At 34.8% G+C, this 14,443-nt stretch carries 14 protein-coding genes and 1 pseudogene; 5 read left to right on the forward strand and 10 right to left on the reverse strand.

Features of this window, described 5'->3' with window-relative positions; all coding sequences use genetic code 11:
* Positions 1 to 56 precede the first annotated feature (56 nt).
* Together DN410_RS24165 and DN410_RS24170 are read right to left on the reverse strand one after the other, a co-directional pair.
* Positions 57 to 173: a DUF3948 family protein gene (locus DN410_RS24165; RefSeq protein ID WP_000654250.1), complete on the reverse strand. Its 117-nt coding sequence runs from the start codon at positions 171 to 173 to the stop codon at positions 57 to 59.
* A 34-nt stretch (positions 174 to 207) separates the two neighbouring features.
* On the reverse strand, positions 208 to 315 hold the full coding sequence (locus DN410_RS24170; RefSeq protein WP_000664237.1) for a DUF3948 family protein: 108 nt from the start codon (positions 313 to 315) through the stop codon (positions 208 to 210).
* Between the two features lie 448 nt (positions 316 to 763).
* On the opposite strand from DN410_RS24170, the gene DN410_RS24175 reads away from it, so the two are divergent.
* The gene (locus DN410_RS24175) at positions 764 to 1,636 is read left to right on the forward strand and encodes a Cof-type HAD-IIB family hydrolase (protein ID WP_149178348.1); all 873 of its coding nucleotides are present in this window, start codon (positions 764 to 766) and stop codon (positions 1,634 to 1,636) included.
* Positions 1,637 to 1,675: 39 nt separating this feature from the next.
* Here DN410_RS24175 and DN410_RS24180 read toward each other — a convergent pair whose 3' ends face one another.
* The 5 genes from DN410_RS24180 to DN410_RS24200 form a co-directional block, all read right to left on the reverse strand.
* A complete protein-coding gene (locus DN410_RS24180) occupies positions 1,676 to 2,641 on the reverse strand; it encodes an ABC transporter ATP-binding protein (protein ID WP_149178349.1) in 966 nt (321 codons plus the stop codon).
* Entirely contained in the window at positions 2,638 to 3,618 is a 981-nt protein-coding gene (locus DN410_RS24185; RefSeq protein ID WP_149178350.1) for an ABC transporter ATP-binding protein, read from the reverse strand. Before DN410_RS24185 ends, DN410_RS24180 begins: the two co-directional genes overlap by 4 nt.
* A gap of 10 nt (positions 3,619 to 3,628) precedes the next feature.
* Positions 3,629 to 4,549, reverse strand: a complete 921-nt coding sequence (opp4C, locus tag DN410_RS24190) for an oligopeptide ABC transporter permease (protein ID WP_149178351.1) — start codon at positions 4,547 to 4,549, stop codon at positions 3,629 to 3,631.
* A 12-nt stretch (positions 4,550 to 4,561) separates the two neighbouring features.
* Positions 4,562 to 5,518 carry an ABC transporter permease gene (locus tag DN410_RS24195; protein WP_000860738.1) on the reverse strand — a complete coding sequence of 319 codons (957 nt, stop codon included), beginning with the start codon at positions 5,516 to 5,518 and terminating at the stop codon, positions 4,562 to 4,564.
* A gap of 103 nt (positions 5,519 to 5,621) precedes the next feature.
* Positions 5,622 to 7,349: an ABC transporter substrate-binding protein gene (locus DN410_RS24200; protein WP_149178352.1), complete on the reverse strand. Its 1,728-nt coding sequence runs from the start codon at positions 7,347 to 7,349 to the stop codon at positions 5,622 to 5,624.
* A gap of 346 nt (positions 7,350 to 7,695) precedes the next feature.
* Here DN410_RS24200 and DN410_RS24205 point away from each other — a divergent pair, with 346 nt between their 5' ends.
* Positions 7,696 to 7,893, forward strand: a complete 198-nt coding sequence (locus DN410_RS24205) for a hypothetical protein (RefSeq protein WP_000369257.1) — start codon at positions 7,696 to 7,698, stop codon at positions 7,891 to 7,893.
* 242 nt (positions 7,894 to 8,135) lie between these two features.
* Here DN410_RS24205 and abc-f read toward each other — a convergent pair.
* Both abc-f and DN410_RS28580 read right to left on the reverse strand, forming a co-directional pair.
* A pseudogene (abc-f, locus tag DN410_RS24210) lies at positions 8,136 to 10,068 on the reverse strand (ribosomal protection-like ABC-F family protein).
* A gap of 73 nt (positions 10,069 to 10,141) precedes the next feature.
* Positions 10,142 to 10,276 carry an RAxF-45 family protein gene (locus tag DN410_RS28580; protein WP_098268924.1) on the reverse strand — a complete coding sequence of 45 codons (135 nt, stop codon included), beginning with the start codon at positions 10,274 to 10,276 and terminating at the stop codon, positions 10,142 to 10,144.
* Positions 10,277 to 10,696: 420 nt separating this feature from the next.
* Between DN410_RS28580 and DN410_RS24215 the strand changes: the two genes are divergently transcribed.
* Together DN410_RS24215 and DN410_RS24220 are read left to right on the forward strand one after the other, a co-directional pair.
* Entirely contained in the window at positions 10,697 to 10,825 is a 129-nt protein-coding gene (locus tag DN410_RS24215) for a spore coat protein B (protein WP_149178354.1), read from the forward strand.
* A 135-nt stretch (positions 10,826 to 10,960) separates the two neighbouring features.
* Positions 10,961 to 11,755, forward strand: a complete 795-nt coding sequence (locus DN410_RS24220) for a DUF4931 domain-containing protein (RefSeq protein ID WP_472926188.1) — start codon at positions 10,961 to 10,963, stop codon at positions 11,753 to 11,755.
* Between the two features lie 104 nt (positions 11,756 to 11,859).
* On the opposite strand, the gene DN410_RS24225 is transcribed toward DN410_RS24220, so the two are convergent.
* Positions 11,860 to 12,390 carry a transglycosylase SLT domain-containing protein gene (locus DN410_RS24225; protein ID WP_149178356.1) on the reverse strand — a complete coding sequence of 177 codons (531 nt, stop codon included), beginning with the start codon at positions 12,388 to 12,390 and terminating at the stop codon, positions 11,860 to 11,862.
* A 250-nt stretch (positions 12,391 to 12,640) separates the two neighbouring features.
* On the opposite strand from DN410_RS24225, the gene DN410_RS24230 reads away from it, so the two are divergent.
* Positions 12,641 to 14,290, forward strand: coding sequence for a DUF2334 domain-containing protein (locus DN410_RS24230; RefSeq protein ID WP_149178357.1), 1,650 nt, complete (start codon positions 12,641 to 12,643; stop codon positions 14,288 to 14,290).
* Positions 14,291 to 14,443 lie beyond the last annotated feature (153 nt).

Here is a 14,443-nt window from a genome sequence, read left to right on the forward strand (position 1 = left end):
TTGCTCTTTCATATCTTTCATTCTCCCTCCACTTCATTTTTGTAACAAAACTTCTATTATACTAATACGCTTGATAGAAATACGATTAATGCTGTTAATACTACTGCTCCACTTGCTGATCCTACGAAATCACCTTTTGTTACTTGTAATACTTGCTCTTTCATATCTTTCATTCTCCCTTCATTTGTTTTTGTTACAAAACTTCTATTATACTAATACGCTTGATAGAAATACGATTAATGCTGTTAATACTACTGCTCCACTTGCTGATCCTACGAAGTCACCTTTTGTTACTTGTAATACTTGCTCTTTCATATCTATTATCCTCCCTTTTTATTTGTTATCTATATTAATTTCTAAGAAATTATATTTCATAGTTTTTATATTAACGTTACATTGAATTTAATAACGTAACGTTTGTAACATTAATGTAACATAACTATTGTTACGTTGCAATATAATTACGTAAATTTTATTACACTTTTTTTACGTTTTTTTATAACACCCCCAAAAAACCTTGTTTTAATGCACTTTCTACTAGATTCACCTTTGTAACATTCATGTAATATTACAGTCATAAAACGAAATATAATCCTCTTCCTACCTACTTTTGTTACAAATCAAAGTAAAACTCTACTAAATGACAGTGAGTCTATTGAATTTTCACTAATAGTTACTACGAGATAAAATACCATCTTTCCAAGATAAGTTTATATGTTTCCTCTATATAACTATGTATAATAAAAACAAAGAGGTGGTCATTTTGAAATTAATCGCATTAGATATGGATGGTACACTACTGTCATCTAATCTTGAAATCTCCAAAGAGAACTTACAAGCAATCCAAAATGCAAAAGAAGCTGGGCACATTGTAATGATTTGTTCTGGCCGCGCAAAAGAGGATGCTTTAAAACTATTGGAAGAATACCAATTATCTCTTCCAGTTGGAGCAAGCAATGGGGCAATTGTTTATGTGGATGGAAATGTAATTAACTCGCGTTGTTTACAAAGTGATAAAGTATACAAACTTGCAAAGTTACTAGAATCTGAAGGATTTCCATATAAGCTATATACAAATAAAGGAGTCTATTCTCCTTATACATGGCAAGATCAAGTTATGCAGGCATTTGAAGAAAACAAGCATACGCTAGATGTTACACTGAAAGAACTCGAAAGAATTACAGAAAAGCAAAAGAAATCAAACTTAATTACTGATTTCCAAAAAATAGAAGATGTTGTGAACAATCCAGCGCTAGAAGTATCTAAGTTCTTCATTTTGACATTTAATGCTGCTCATCGTGAACAACTATTACAAACTTTACAAGAAGATGCAGACATTTCAGTTACAGCGTCAGCTCCTACTAATGTAGAAATTATGGATAAGAATGGGCATAAAGGGAATGGCCTAAAGCAGATGGCTGCTCATTTTAACATTCCAATGGAAGATACAGTTGCTATCGGTGACAATTTTAACGATGTACCGATGTTAGAGGTTGCTGGTTTATCTGTTGCAATGGGTAATGCTGAAGATGATGTAAAGAAATTGTGTGATGTTGTAACATTAACGAATAATGAGCATGGTGTTGCTCACGCAATTGAACAATTTGTATTGAAACAAACTTCATCTAGTAAATAAAAAAAGGACTCTTTCACATTTTGAAAGGGTCCTTTTCTTTTATACGTGATGGCAAGCAACAAAGTGCCCTTCACCAACATTACGAAATTCCGGTACCGTTTTTTTACAAACCTCTGTAGCAAACGGGCAACGGGTATGAAAGCGACAACCTGAAGGCGGATTCGCTGGACTTGGAATATCCCCCTCTAATATAATTCGCTCTCTCTTCACTGTTGGATCTGGTATTGGCACCGCTGATAACAATGCTTTTGTGTACGGATGAAGTGGATTCGTAAATAACTCATCGCGCGGTGCAGTCTCTACAATCGTTCCTAAATACATAATCCCAATTTTCGTACATAAATGTTCTACCACACTTAAATCATGCGAAATAAATAAATAAGATAATCCCTTTTTCTCCTGTAACTCACTAAATAAATTAATGATTTGTGCTTGAATAGATACATCTAGTGCTGCCACAGGTTCGTCAGCTACAATAAATTCTGGATTTAATACCATAGCTCTTGCAATAACGATACGCTGACGTTGTCCACCAGAAAACTCATGAGGATACCGATCAATATGATATGGAGCTAAACCGCATAACTCCAATACTTCTATCACTTTTTCACGAACATTTTCTTTCGTCGCTAGTTCATGAACCAACATCGGTTCACCAAGCGCTTCTCCAATTCTCATTCTTGGATTTAACGAGCTAAATGGATCTTGGAACACAAGCTGCATGTTAGGACGATGTTTTCTCAATTCCTCCTTGGATAGAGAATAAACATCCTTTCCTTTAAACTTCACTTCCCCTTCCGTTTTTTGGACGAGACGTAAAATTGTTTTTCCTATCGTTGTTTTCCCACTTCCTGATTCGCCAACAAGGCCAAATACTTCACCTTTATTAATAGTAAAACTTACTCCATCAACTGCTTTTACATGTCCAATCGTTCTACTAAATATGCCGCCTTTAATCGGGAAATACGTCTTTAAGTTTTGTACTTCTAATAATGGTTCGTTCATTGCCCCGCACGCTCCTCATATAACCAGCAAGCTACTTTATGATTCTCATCATGTACATTCAGATTCGGTGCTTCTTCTTTACATATTTCCATACAATGCTCACAACGACCGCTAAAGTAGCAAAATTCTCCTAGGCCAACTAAATTAGGAACTTGCCCTGGAATAGAATAAAGTTTATCTATTCTTTTCCCCATTACTGGTTTTGATTTTAGCAACCCTTTCGTATATGGATGTTTTGGATTTTGGAATATTTCTAGTACCGGTGCTTCTTCGATAACTTTTCCACCATACATAACAACAACGTAATCAGCCATTTCTGCTACAACGCCTAAATCATGTGTAATTAATAAGATAGATGTTTTAAATTCCTCTTTTATTTGCCTTAATAAATCTAATATTTGCGCTTGAATCGTAACATCAAGGGCCGTTGTTGGCTCATCCGCAATTAATAACTTCGGATTACAGCTAAGTGCAACAGCAATCATAATACGTTGTAACATCCCGCCGCTTAGTTCATGCGGATAAGAATGGACAATTTCATCTGCACGAGCTATACCAACTTTGCGAATTAATTCGATTGCCCTCTTATACGCTTCATTTTTACTAAGTAATTCATGCTCTCTTAACGTTTCTACAATTTGTTCTCCTACAGTGAAGACTGGATTTAGCGATGTCATCGGTTCTTGGAAAATCATCGCAATATCATTACCTCTTAAACTACGAAGTTCTTTTTCTTTCATTCCTAAAAGACTTTTTCCTTCATATAAAATATCGCCACCTACTACACTGCCTGATTCAGCAATAAGTCCCATAATAGATAAAGCCGTTACACTCTTCCCGCAACCCGATTCACCTACAACACAAACTGTTTCACCTTCTCGAACTGCAAAGCTAACATGATTAACAGCCTTTACTGTCCCTTCCTCTGTCTGGAAGTGTGTTTGTAAATCTTTCAGCTCTACTACCGCTTTACTCATATTTCCTCACCTACCGTCTCATCTTTGGATCTAACGCATCACGAAGTGCATCACCAAGTAAATTAATTGATACAACTGTTATAAAGATTGCAAAACCGGGTGGAATCCATAGCCACGGACGCTTTTGGAAATCGATTAATGAGTTAGCTGCGCTAATCATGTTCCCCCATGATGGTGTAGGCGGGACAACGCCGAGACCTAAGTAACTTAGTGCGGATTCCCCTAGAATTGAACCGGCAACACCTAATGTAGATACAACAATTAAAATTGGTAAAACATTAGGGATTAAGTGATATATAATTTTCCGGTAATCTTTTATTCCTAGCACATCAGCAGCTTGCATAAACGCTTGCTCTCTAAGTGATAAAATTTGACCTCTTACAAGACGTGCAAGCCCTGGCCAACCTACCAAGCTTAAAATAATCATAATGACATACAGACGATAATCAGACGGTACTTTCCACTCTGATAAAATCGCCCCCATTATAATAAGTAACGGTAATCCTGGCATCGACATTAAAATATCTGCAAGACGCATAATAATATTATCAACGATACCACGATAAAACCCTGCAATAGCTCCTAATACAGCTCCTAGTATCACTGATAAAACCATTGAAGCTAATCCAATCGTTAATGAAATTCGTCCCGCTTGCATGAGTCTCGTTAAAATATCTCTTCCTAACTGATCTGTACCAAGCCAATGAGAGAAACTAGGTGGTTTGTTAATTAGTGCAACTTGTATTTTTCCTGATGCATATGGCGAAAAAAACGGTCCGATAAAACAAAATACAAACATAAAAATTAATGCATACGACCCTACTAGTGCCATCTTATTTTTCTTTATCTTTTTAAGAGCTTGTCGCCATGGTGATGATTCATTTTTTCTCTTTTTTCCTTTTCTCTCTGTAATCGCTGTAACAGTTTCCATCTCATTCCCCCCTTACTTCAACCGAATACGTGGATCAACAACTGCATATACAATGTCTGCGAAAAAGTTCGATACGATTGTTAAACAAGAAAGAAACATCGTAAATGCCATTAACACTGTATAATCACGGAAATTAAGTGCTTCTAATTGAATATTACCGATACCTGGCCAATTAAAAATTTGTTCAATAATAATGGCTCCTGAAAATAAACCGGGTAATTCAAATGCTAATAAAGTAATCGCCGGTAAAATTGCATTTTTTAATGCATGCTTATAAATAACAGTCTTTTCCTTTAAACCTTTTGCTCGTGCTGTTCGTATGTAATCTTGTCTCACAACCTCTAACATGCTCGTTCTAAAATAACGAGTCAATGAACCTACCCCAAGAAGAGTCAAAATAAATACTGGTAACACCATATGTTTTGCAACTTCTATCACATAGGCAAATCCAGTAGAATTACTACCAACATCAATCATTCCACCTATCGGTAATAACTTAAAGTCAACCGCGAACACTTTAATTAAAAACAAACCGATAAAGAAGGAAGGGAATGACATCGCTGCAAAGACACCAATTGTTACAAGCTTATCGAATAAAGAATGTTGCTTTGTCGCTGAAAATACACCGATAATAAGTGCAATTAACCAAATAAAAAACAATGCAATAACAGCTACACTAAAAGAATTCCAAATAAACTTATTTAATAATGACGTTACAGGTTCTTGATATTGCAGCGAAAAACCAAAATCCCCTTGCAACGCATTACCTAACCAATGAAAATAACGCTCAACAATTGGCTTATTTAATCCATACAATTCCCTAAGCTCAGCTGCCCTTTCTGGTGTAATCTTTGGATTCGAATCAATATAATCCCCCGGAAGAAGTGCAAACAAGAAGAAAATAATAATTGATGTACCAAACAGTGTAGGAATCATTTGTAGCAACCTACGAACAATATATGTTTTCACCCTTTTTCTCTCCAATCTTATGCTTAAAATAGAAGAACATTTTTTCACTGCGGCACACTACTAACCGAATGAAAAAATGTCTTCTACTCATACATTCTTATCGTTATTTTTCAAATGATAATACTGGTAAGTTTGCACTAATACTATTGTATTTTTCAGGGTCAATTCCTTTTATATTCCCGTTATAACCAGTAATTGTTCTACGGTAGTTTACTAGAATTACTGGTGGATCATCACTTAATTCTTTATAAAGTTCTTTATAGATTGGTTTACGTTTTTCAATATCTACCGTTTCAATACCTTTTTGAATTAACTCATCTACTTTTGCATTTTTATAACCAAGGCTCTCCTCATTCGCACTCGATAAATATTCACCAACTGTTTCACTCGGATCAGATGTAATCGGCGTAGCAACAGAAGCTAAATCATAATCACCTTTGTTCACTTTTGAAAGCATCGTATTAAAGTCCATAAATTCAGGATTAAATTCTACACCTATCTCTTTATAATTCTCTTTCGCAATTGGAATTAATAAATCACTATCTTTAGCTGAACTTGGACCGAAATAAGAAAGCTTTAATTTTTGACCATCTTTTTCACGAATTCCATCCGAGCCAACTTTCCATCCTGCTTCATCTAATAACTTTTTCGCTTTTTCTTTGTCATACTCATATTTATTAACGCCTTCTTCTGTATAAGCCCAAGAAGTTGGATGAATTGGTACATTCGCTACCGTACCGTATCCTTTTAATGCTGTATCAACATACTTTTTACGATCTAGTCCGTAAATAAGTGCTTGGCGGACCTTTTTATCCTTTAAGTATGGCTTGTTATTATTCATATAAATGTAACTAAATGACGCTGCCGTTTCGATTTGAATATTTGCGAATTGTAAAGCTTTCGCTTGTTCAAGAACCTCATCACCTGTACCTAAACTAGTATGATCAACTTCACCCGTTTGGAATAATTGAAGTTTCGTATCACCAGAAGTAATTTTATAAATGAAGTTCGGAATTTTTGGTTTGCCTGCATAATAATTTTCATTTGCTACAAAACGGACTTCTTGACCTGGAATATATTTTTCAAATTTATATGGACCCGCAGCTAGAGGCTTTCCATATAACTCTTTCAAATAATCTAAACTTGTATTTTGCTTGTAATCTTTTCCGTAATACGCTTTTGATAATACCGTACCACCTAAAACAAATATGGCCTGTGAATTAACCTTTTCAGTCGTAATTTTTATTGTTTGTGGATCGACAACTTGAATACCTTCAATTGAAGTTGCTTTTCCTTCTTTATATTCTTTACCACCTTTAACTGCATATTGAGAGATGTCTACTTCGCCTTCATATGCCTTATCGTGTAAAAGTGTCAATGTGAACGCTACATCATCTGCTGTTAATGGCGATCCATCACTAAATTTTAAATCTTTACGTAAATGGAATGTATATGTTAACTGATCAGAAGAAATGTCCCACTTCTCAGCCAATTCCGGAATTGGTTTCCCTTGTTTATCGGTTGATACAAGAGACGCAAAAATAACTGAAGTTACATTTCCATCCCAACCATTTTGTTGGAAATATGGTAAGAATACGCCGCCTGGTTTGTTAATTCCAACTACTAACGTATCTTTTCTATTCTTCGCTTTATCTGGCACTTTCGTTTTATCTGTCGCAGCGATCTTTTCAATTTTTATATTTTTTAAATCTTGTTGTTTAACCGGCTCTGTAGAAGCCGTCTCCTCCTGTCCCCCACAAGCGGATAAAACAAGCGAACTACTCAGTAATACCGAAAATACACCAGCCCATTTTTTCGTCTTTGTCTTCATTGTCCCCACCCTAACTTTTTATAATTATACCCTCTGAACTACTTACCTTATGTATGCCTCCCACAGCAACATTTATAGCCAATCGGAAAAGTCGGTTTTAATCGTAAAAAAATAGATGTTTTTTGAGGGGTAACAATCCTATTCCGACCTTTCCGGTAGACTTTATGGTTATTAGCTTATATCGTCCGCTATATTTTGTCAATTCTTTCTAAAAAAATATTTTGATAATTCCTTCAAAATTATTCTTCTCCCTTATTTCGTTATAAAAATCATAAAAAACTGATTCTATTTGTTAATCATAGAACATAGAATACTAATAACCAATTACCAAAAAGGGGGCGAAAATATGGACAACCTATTCCAATATGTCCTGCACTATGTATTGTTAACAATTATGATAGTCGGGGCACTATTACTATTCCCGTTCTTCCCCAAGTTCGTCCTCTTTTTAGCTTTTTTTATTATGCTCGGGATCGCTATTATCATTTCAACAAGGGAAGATACCACAAAAAAAGAAAGCAGAGTTCAGCGCGTAAAGCTGTAACTCTGCTTTTTTCAATCTTAACTCTCTGTTACATATAGTTATGTCTTGGGAAATAATTAACCTATATTATGTAATTCCCCTTACCATTTCACATATTCCACGATCCATACAAATTGCGTGACAAATATTTATCGAATTTACTGTTTCACGTGAAACACAATTTTTATTTACCACTTAAAATATAGTTATAAAAAAGAAAGTTAATTCCTTCAGCAAAACTGAAAGAATTAACTTTCTACCCTTTACTCCACAATATTCTCCAACTCATTATATAACTCTACTCGTAACAACTCTTTCTTCGTTTTTTCCTCATATAATTTTTCAAGTCTTTCAACATCAGCTACATGTTCCATTTCACATTCTATCGCATATATACTTTCTTCTATATGCATTAACTCGGTTTCAATTTCCTCAAAACTTCTAGTGTCTTTCTTTTTTATAGGGGATGCTTCAACGCTTTTTCTTCCTTGGCGTTTTTGCTTTATTACTGGTTTCTCAAGTTTTTCTTCCCATTTTTGGCGAGCCCATGCATAGTTCCCAGCAAACTCAAATAATTTATGATTATCAATCCAATACGTCTTTTCAAATAACTTATTTAAAAAGTAACGATCATGTGAAACAGCTAGAATCGTTCCATTATATTGTTCAAGAGCTTCCTCTAAAACTTCCCTTGATTCAATGTCGAGATGGTTTGTCGGCTCATCTAAAATTAAAAAATTAATATCTTGATACATAAGTTGCGCAAGCCTTAACCTCATTTTTTCTCCACCACTCAGTTGCGTTACTTTCTTAAACACCGCTGGGCCATAAAATAAAAACTTAGCTAATATATGCCTTGCGTCTCCCTCTGTTACAGCTACATACTCTCTGAATGCTTCCAATACATTACTCTTCATATTTCCATACGCGTGCTGCGATAAATAACCGATTTTAACACTACTACCAATCCGAATTTCACCAGCATCTGGCTCTATTTCTTCTAATAATAACTTTAGTAGCGTTGTTTTTCCCGTACCATTACGACCAACGATAGCCGCACGCTCTTGAAAACGAACATGTAGATTCGCTTGTTCAAATAAAGGTTGGTCTGCAAAACCTTTACTCACTTCTTTCATGATAACAACATCTTTTCCGCTTCTCTCTTGTCCTTCAAACTCTAATCCCATCTGTTTTCTTTCCAAAATCGGTCTCTTTAATTTCTCCATGCGCTCTAGCGCACGTTCCATATTTCTGGCTCTCTTATGCAATCCTTCGTTCGGCGGATTCGCTTGGTTTGCCCATTCGCGTAGACGCTTAATGGCTTCTTTCATTTTCTTTATTTTCTTTTGCTGTTCTTGATAAGCTTGAAACTCCTGAAGCAATCTTTCTTCCTTTTCTTCAACAAACCGAGAATAGTTTGTATGATACACGTGAATCTCTCCATCTTCCAAATCAAAAATCTTCGTTACAACTTCATCAAGGAAATAGCGATCATGTGAAATAACCATAACTGTTCCATTGTATTCTTTTAAAAATTGCTCTAACCATTCTACAGCGAATAAATCTAGATGATTGGTCGGCTCATCTAACAGAAGTAAATCCGGTTTCTGCAATAGCATGTATGCAAGGCTTACTTTTGTTTGTTCCCCACCACTTAACTCCAGAAATGATCGAGGGAATAGTTCTGTCACCTGTAGACCATTTGCTACCTTCATAATATTCGCTTCTATTTCATAACCACCAAGAAACGTGAACTTCTCTTGAATTTCTCCGTACCTCTCCATTAATCTTTGTAAAACAGAAGGTTCCTGTTCTTCCACCATACTTTTTTCTAAAGCATGCATTTCCCTTTCTAATTCCTTTTCAACTTTAAAAGCTGAACTCAATACATCATATACCGTCATACCCACATCAAATTTTGGAATTTGTGCCACATGACCAATACGTGTACCTTTCTTCATATGAATAGCTCCTGCATCCAAACTTTCCATTCCGGTTAGAAGCTGAAAGATTGTTGTCTTCCCACTACCGTTACGACCAACCAATCCAACACGTTCACCATTCTTTATTTCAAGCGATATATTTTCAAATATGATGTTTCCACCAAAAGATTTCGTTACATTATTTACACTACAAATTGTCATTTTCCGTACTCCTTTCAATATAAAAAAAACATGGGAAAGAAACGTTCCCCATGGTTTTCGGCATAGAAAAAGGAAGCTAAATAGCTCCCTTTTCACACGTTTATTAAAAATGGGTGAAGAGATTTCTATCGTTCAATAGCCACTATGCAATTGTTAAAAAAGGGCATACGTATCCCGTTAACAACTACATCATGAAAAATCGCACGACAAAAATAGATAAAATCTAAAAATTTGGCACGCGCAGCTAAAGAACGTTTCATCTCATTCACCCCTTTCGTACGGAATTTAATACTTACTTCTTTATTATACTTTCCAAATTCATGTTTGAATAGTCATTTTTCTGAAAATAATGAAGATAGACTAAACATTTCAATAAGTGACATCAAATCTTACAAAACTGTTATGTTCACGTAATGGAAAGCGATAGTACGAAAAGATGCCTCCCTATACAATAAAGATGTAGATAAGAGAGATAAACAAAAGGAGGAAACAATCATGATGAAAGCAATCGTAAAATCAATCTTTGAGGTATTAGTGAACGGACAAGCAGTTGTAAAAGAACTAAACGAACTATAAAAAGGAGTGAAGAAATATGATGAACATGGTAAAAATGATTTTACACGCTTTAGTTGATGCAAAAGCAGTTAGTCAAGAATTAAACCAACAATAAAAAGGGGTATATGAATATGAAGAAAGCCATTATTGTAATCGCAAGTACAGCAATTGCCTTATACACAATGAAAAATAGAAAAAAGAGGCGTAATGAAAATACTCTATATTATCCATACACATTGTTAAAGAAAAAATAAAAGACAAGGTACCCTATCATAATGAGGATATCTTGTCTTTTATTTTTTCCTATCCTCTTTAAAGGATTTCCTCCTCCTTGTCCCGAATGTATTAAGCGGGATTTTTACACATATTTTAAAGGGGCATATAGACAAATGGATACACAACAACTATATTTTTTAAACGATATCGGTAAACAAAAACCAGAAAGCATTCGGAATAGAAACGCCGCCTGTCCATTTTGCGATAAAGAAAATTTAACGGATATTTTAGCAACTGAGGGCTCAATTATTTGGTTAAAAAATAAATTCCCTACATTAAAGGATACGTTTCAAACCGTATTAATCGAAACAGATAATTGTGAAGATCATATCGCTACATATACAGAAGAACATATGAAAAAACTAATACATTTTTCTATTCAACATTGGCTAAAGTTGCAGGAAAGTGAAGAATTTACATCTGTGATTTTATATAAAAATCACGGTCCATTCTCAGGTGGGAGTTTGCACCATGCACACATGCAGATTATTGGAATGAAACATGTAAACTATCTCGAAAATATTGAAGAAGAAAATTTCCAAGGGATAATTGTTCAAAAAAATGAACGCATTGAACTTAATATTTCAGAGCGTCCTATTATTGGCTTTACTGAATTTAACCTAGTCATTGAAAATATTGCATTTATAGATGAAATGGCAAATTACATTCAGCAAACTGTACGCTACATACTGACAGATTTCCATAAAGGATGCAGTAGCTATAACTTATTCTTCTATCACTTAAATGGAAAAATCATTTGTAAAGTTGTTCCGCGCTTTGTCGTTTCACCATTGTATGTAGGATATAAAATACCACAAGTTTCTACAAAACTAGAAGAGGTGAAAATACAACTAGCGCAGTACTTCACGAAAGAAAAAGATGGAATGATTCATAAAAAAACAGAGTAGGTATAGAAAACCTACTCTGTTTTACCGCTATTTTTGGACAGTAGCCCGATTGATGAAGACTAATAATCAGGGATGGATGAACACTCTCTCCGCTAATTAAAGCCTCACTTTATTACACCTTTATTTCGATAGTATACGTTCTCTAATCCAACGTTATACTTCATGTTATTATCCGTCCACTCTGGCCCTAAATTGCCTGGCCATCCAGATGTATTCGCTACATATTTTAGTAATGCAAAATCAGTTAAACCTTTTTGCACCCCGCGCTTATATCCTTTCACTAAATGCGGCATTGCAATTTGTGCATTTGTACGTGGATCTTTCAACTCATCATCAGTTAAATGATCCGGCGCAAGTCCGCCACCGCGGTGCAATTGAAACAATCCGAATGAAGTTCCATTATCTCCAACACTTCTTGGATTTAACCGACTTTCATGTTCGGCAATTGTAAGAGGTATCCATTCCGGAAGATTTACTTTCTTTGCTTCCTCTATAATAACTTGTTTCATCTGTTTTGCTTCTTCTGAATCAACATAACTTGTCTCATTCACTAGCTTATCCATTCCTTCAGACTTTCCTTGGAAATATAAATATACTCCAAGAACAACTAAAAATCCTACAAAGAATTTCTTCACTATCTCTACCTCTTTCTCCGCTGAAATTTGTCCCCTTTCAGCGTTCTTCCCTTTACAATTACCTACATTCTATCATTCTCTTACTCTTCCATCATAGCAAATAACTATACATATTATCATCATGCTTTAGACTGATTTTGCGAATAAAACAATGGTAAATACGTCTAAAAATGTAACATAATTGGACTATAACTTATTTCTTCTATATAATTGTAAATTGAATTCCATATATAGAATAGGAGAACACAAAATGAAAAAATACCTACTACTCTTGTTCAGCATTTTACTACTCATCCCTATACATGCCTCTGCACAAACATCATCAAAACCAAAGGTACTGGTTCTATATAGTACAAAAGAAGATACGGTTACAAATAATATCCAAATCCTTAATACTCAATTAGGGCATTTTACAAATGATATAACTGTGAAAAGTTTGAAAGAAGCAACTACAACTACTAACTCCTCTTCTTTTACACATGTTGTTTACATCGGTGAAAAAAAAGAAGAATTTTCTACTGAAACAAAACAATTTCTAGAAAACTTCTCAGGTCCTGTATTAGCGCTAGGACAAAACCTTGAACAATTATCTAGCCGTTTTTCTTTCATTACATTGAAGGGCAATGATGTACGGGTTAACAAAATTAAATATCCAAGCAAAAAGCTAGAAAATACTTTAGAAGGAGAGCGATTAATTCAATCGGTTGATACAAATGGGATCGTTCTCGCTAACGCTTCAAGCGCAAATAACACCAATCCACTAATCGTTCAACACGGAACATCTTATTACGTTGCAACGCCAAATCTCTTTGATTGGATGTCTCATTATGTTGGTGAAATGTTATTTTCTTACTTTGGACAAAAACCAAAAACGGATAAAGTTTCAGCTTATTTACGGCTTGAGGACGTTCATCCCGCTGCAGATATAAATCAATTAAAAGAAATTGCTGCATTACTAAAAGAGAAACAAATCCCTTACATGATTACAGTCATTCCGGTATATAAAGATCCACATACAGGAAAAAAGATACAATTAAAAGACAAACCAGAATTAGTTGATCTTTTACGTTCTATGCAAGACGATGGGGCAGCCATTACTATGCATGGTTATACTCACCAATTTTATGATACAGAAACTGGTGAGGGCTTTGAATTTTGGGATGTAAAAACTGATCAACCAATTCGTCAACCTAATCATGAAAAACCGAAAACACAAAACGATTTTCCAAATATAGAAGCCTATAATCAATACTTAGAAAAAGGGAAAGCATTCGAAGAAAAATATACGACAGATCATATCGAAAAAGGCATTCAAGAACTTGTAGATGCTAAACTATATCCTGTCGCATTTGAAGCACCTCATTACACAATGTCTCAAAAAGGGTATGAAGTATTATCAAGGTACTTTTCAACTTATGTAGGACAACTACAGTTAAGTGATACAACTTGGAAATCGATGCATTCTCCAGCATACATAAGTACACCATCATTTTTGCATGGAATGAAATTACTGCCTGAAACAGTTGGATTTATTGAAGAAGATAAACCACAGGCTTTTGCTAAAATGAAAGAACGTGCTTTATCTGTTGCTAAATTATCCGATGGAGTTATTGGTGCATTCTATCACCCTTACTTAGGTGTGGAACCATTAAAAGAAGTTTTAAAAAATCTAGAAAGCATTCCAAACATGGAATGGATTGATTTACAAAAAGAAACAAACGAAGTAAAAATGAAAGATATTCATATTACTACAAATAAAGATGGCATTCACGTAGAAAAACCAACAAGTACAGATGACATAATGGATTATATAAAACAATATGGTTTCCTTCTCATACTTGGATTCCTTGTCATTGTCTTTCTTTTATTATTAAGACGTGGGAAAAAATTAGAGTCCTAATACAAAATCACCAAGCGAAATGCTTGGTGGTTTTTTTTACCTAAATCAAAACGCAGCATGTTATTAACGCCCCATTGATTATTTTCATAAATAAATTCAACTCCTATTTCTCCATAATAAAAAGGACCAGAATAATAATCTGTACCCTTTGTA

Origin of the sequence: Bacillus sp. SH5-2 (assembly GCF_008368905.1) — a bacterium.
Lineage (GTDB): Bacteria > Bacillota > Bacilli > Bacillales > Bacillaceae_G > Bacillus_A > Bacillus_A luti.

Excerpts from the sequence above, each read along its gene's own strand:
- DN410_RS24165 (WP_000654250.1), bottom strand. The coding sequence starts at position 173 with ATGAAAGATATGAAAGAGCAAGTATTACAAGTAACAAAAGGTGATTTC.
- DN410_RS24170 (WP_000664237.1), bottom strand. The coding sequence starts at position 315 with ATGAAAGAGCAAGTATTACAAGTAACAAAAGGTGACTTCGTAGGATCA.
- DN410_RS24180 (WP_149178349.1), bottom strand. The coding sequence starts at position 2,641 with ATGAACGAACCATTATTAGAAGTACAAAACTTAAAGACGTATTTCCCG.
- DN410_RS24185 (WP_149178350.1), bottom strand. The coding sequence starts at position 3,618 with ATGAGTAAAGCGGTAGTAGAGCTGAAAGATTTACAAACACACTTCCAG.
- opp4C (WP_149178351.1), bottom strand. The coding sequence starts at position 4,549 with ATGGAAACTGTTACAGCGATTACAGAGAGAAAAGGAAAAAAGAGAAAA.
- DN410_RS24200 (WP_149178352.1), bottom strand. The coding sequence starts at position 7,349 with ATGAAGACAAAGACGAAAAAATGGGCTGGTGTATTTTCGGTATTACTG.
- DN410_RS24205 (WP_000369257.1), top strand. The coding sequence starts at position 7,696 with ATGGACAACCTATTCCAATATGTCCTGCACTATGTATTGTTAACAATT.
- DN410_RS28580 (WP_098268924.1), bottom strand. The coding sequence starts at position 10,276 with ATGAAACGTTCTTTAGCTGCGCGTGCCAAATTTTTAGATTTTATCTAT.
- DN410_RS24215 (WP_149178354.1), top strand. The coding sequence starts at position 10,697 with ATGAATATGAAGAAAGCCATTATTGTAATCGCAAGTACAGCAATTGCC.
- DN410_RS24220 (WP_472926188.1), top strand. The coding sequence starts at position 10,961 with ATGGATACACAACAACTATATTTTTTAAACGATATCGGTAAACAAAAA.
- DN410_RS24230 (WP_149178357.1), top strand. The coding sequence starts at position 12,641 with ATGAAAAAATACCTACTACTCTTGTTCAGCATTTTACTACTCATCCCT.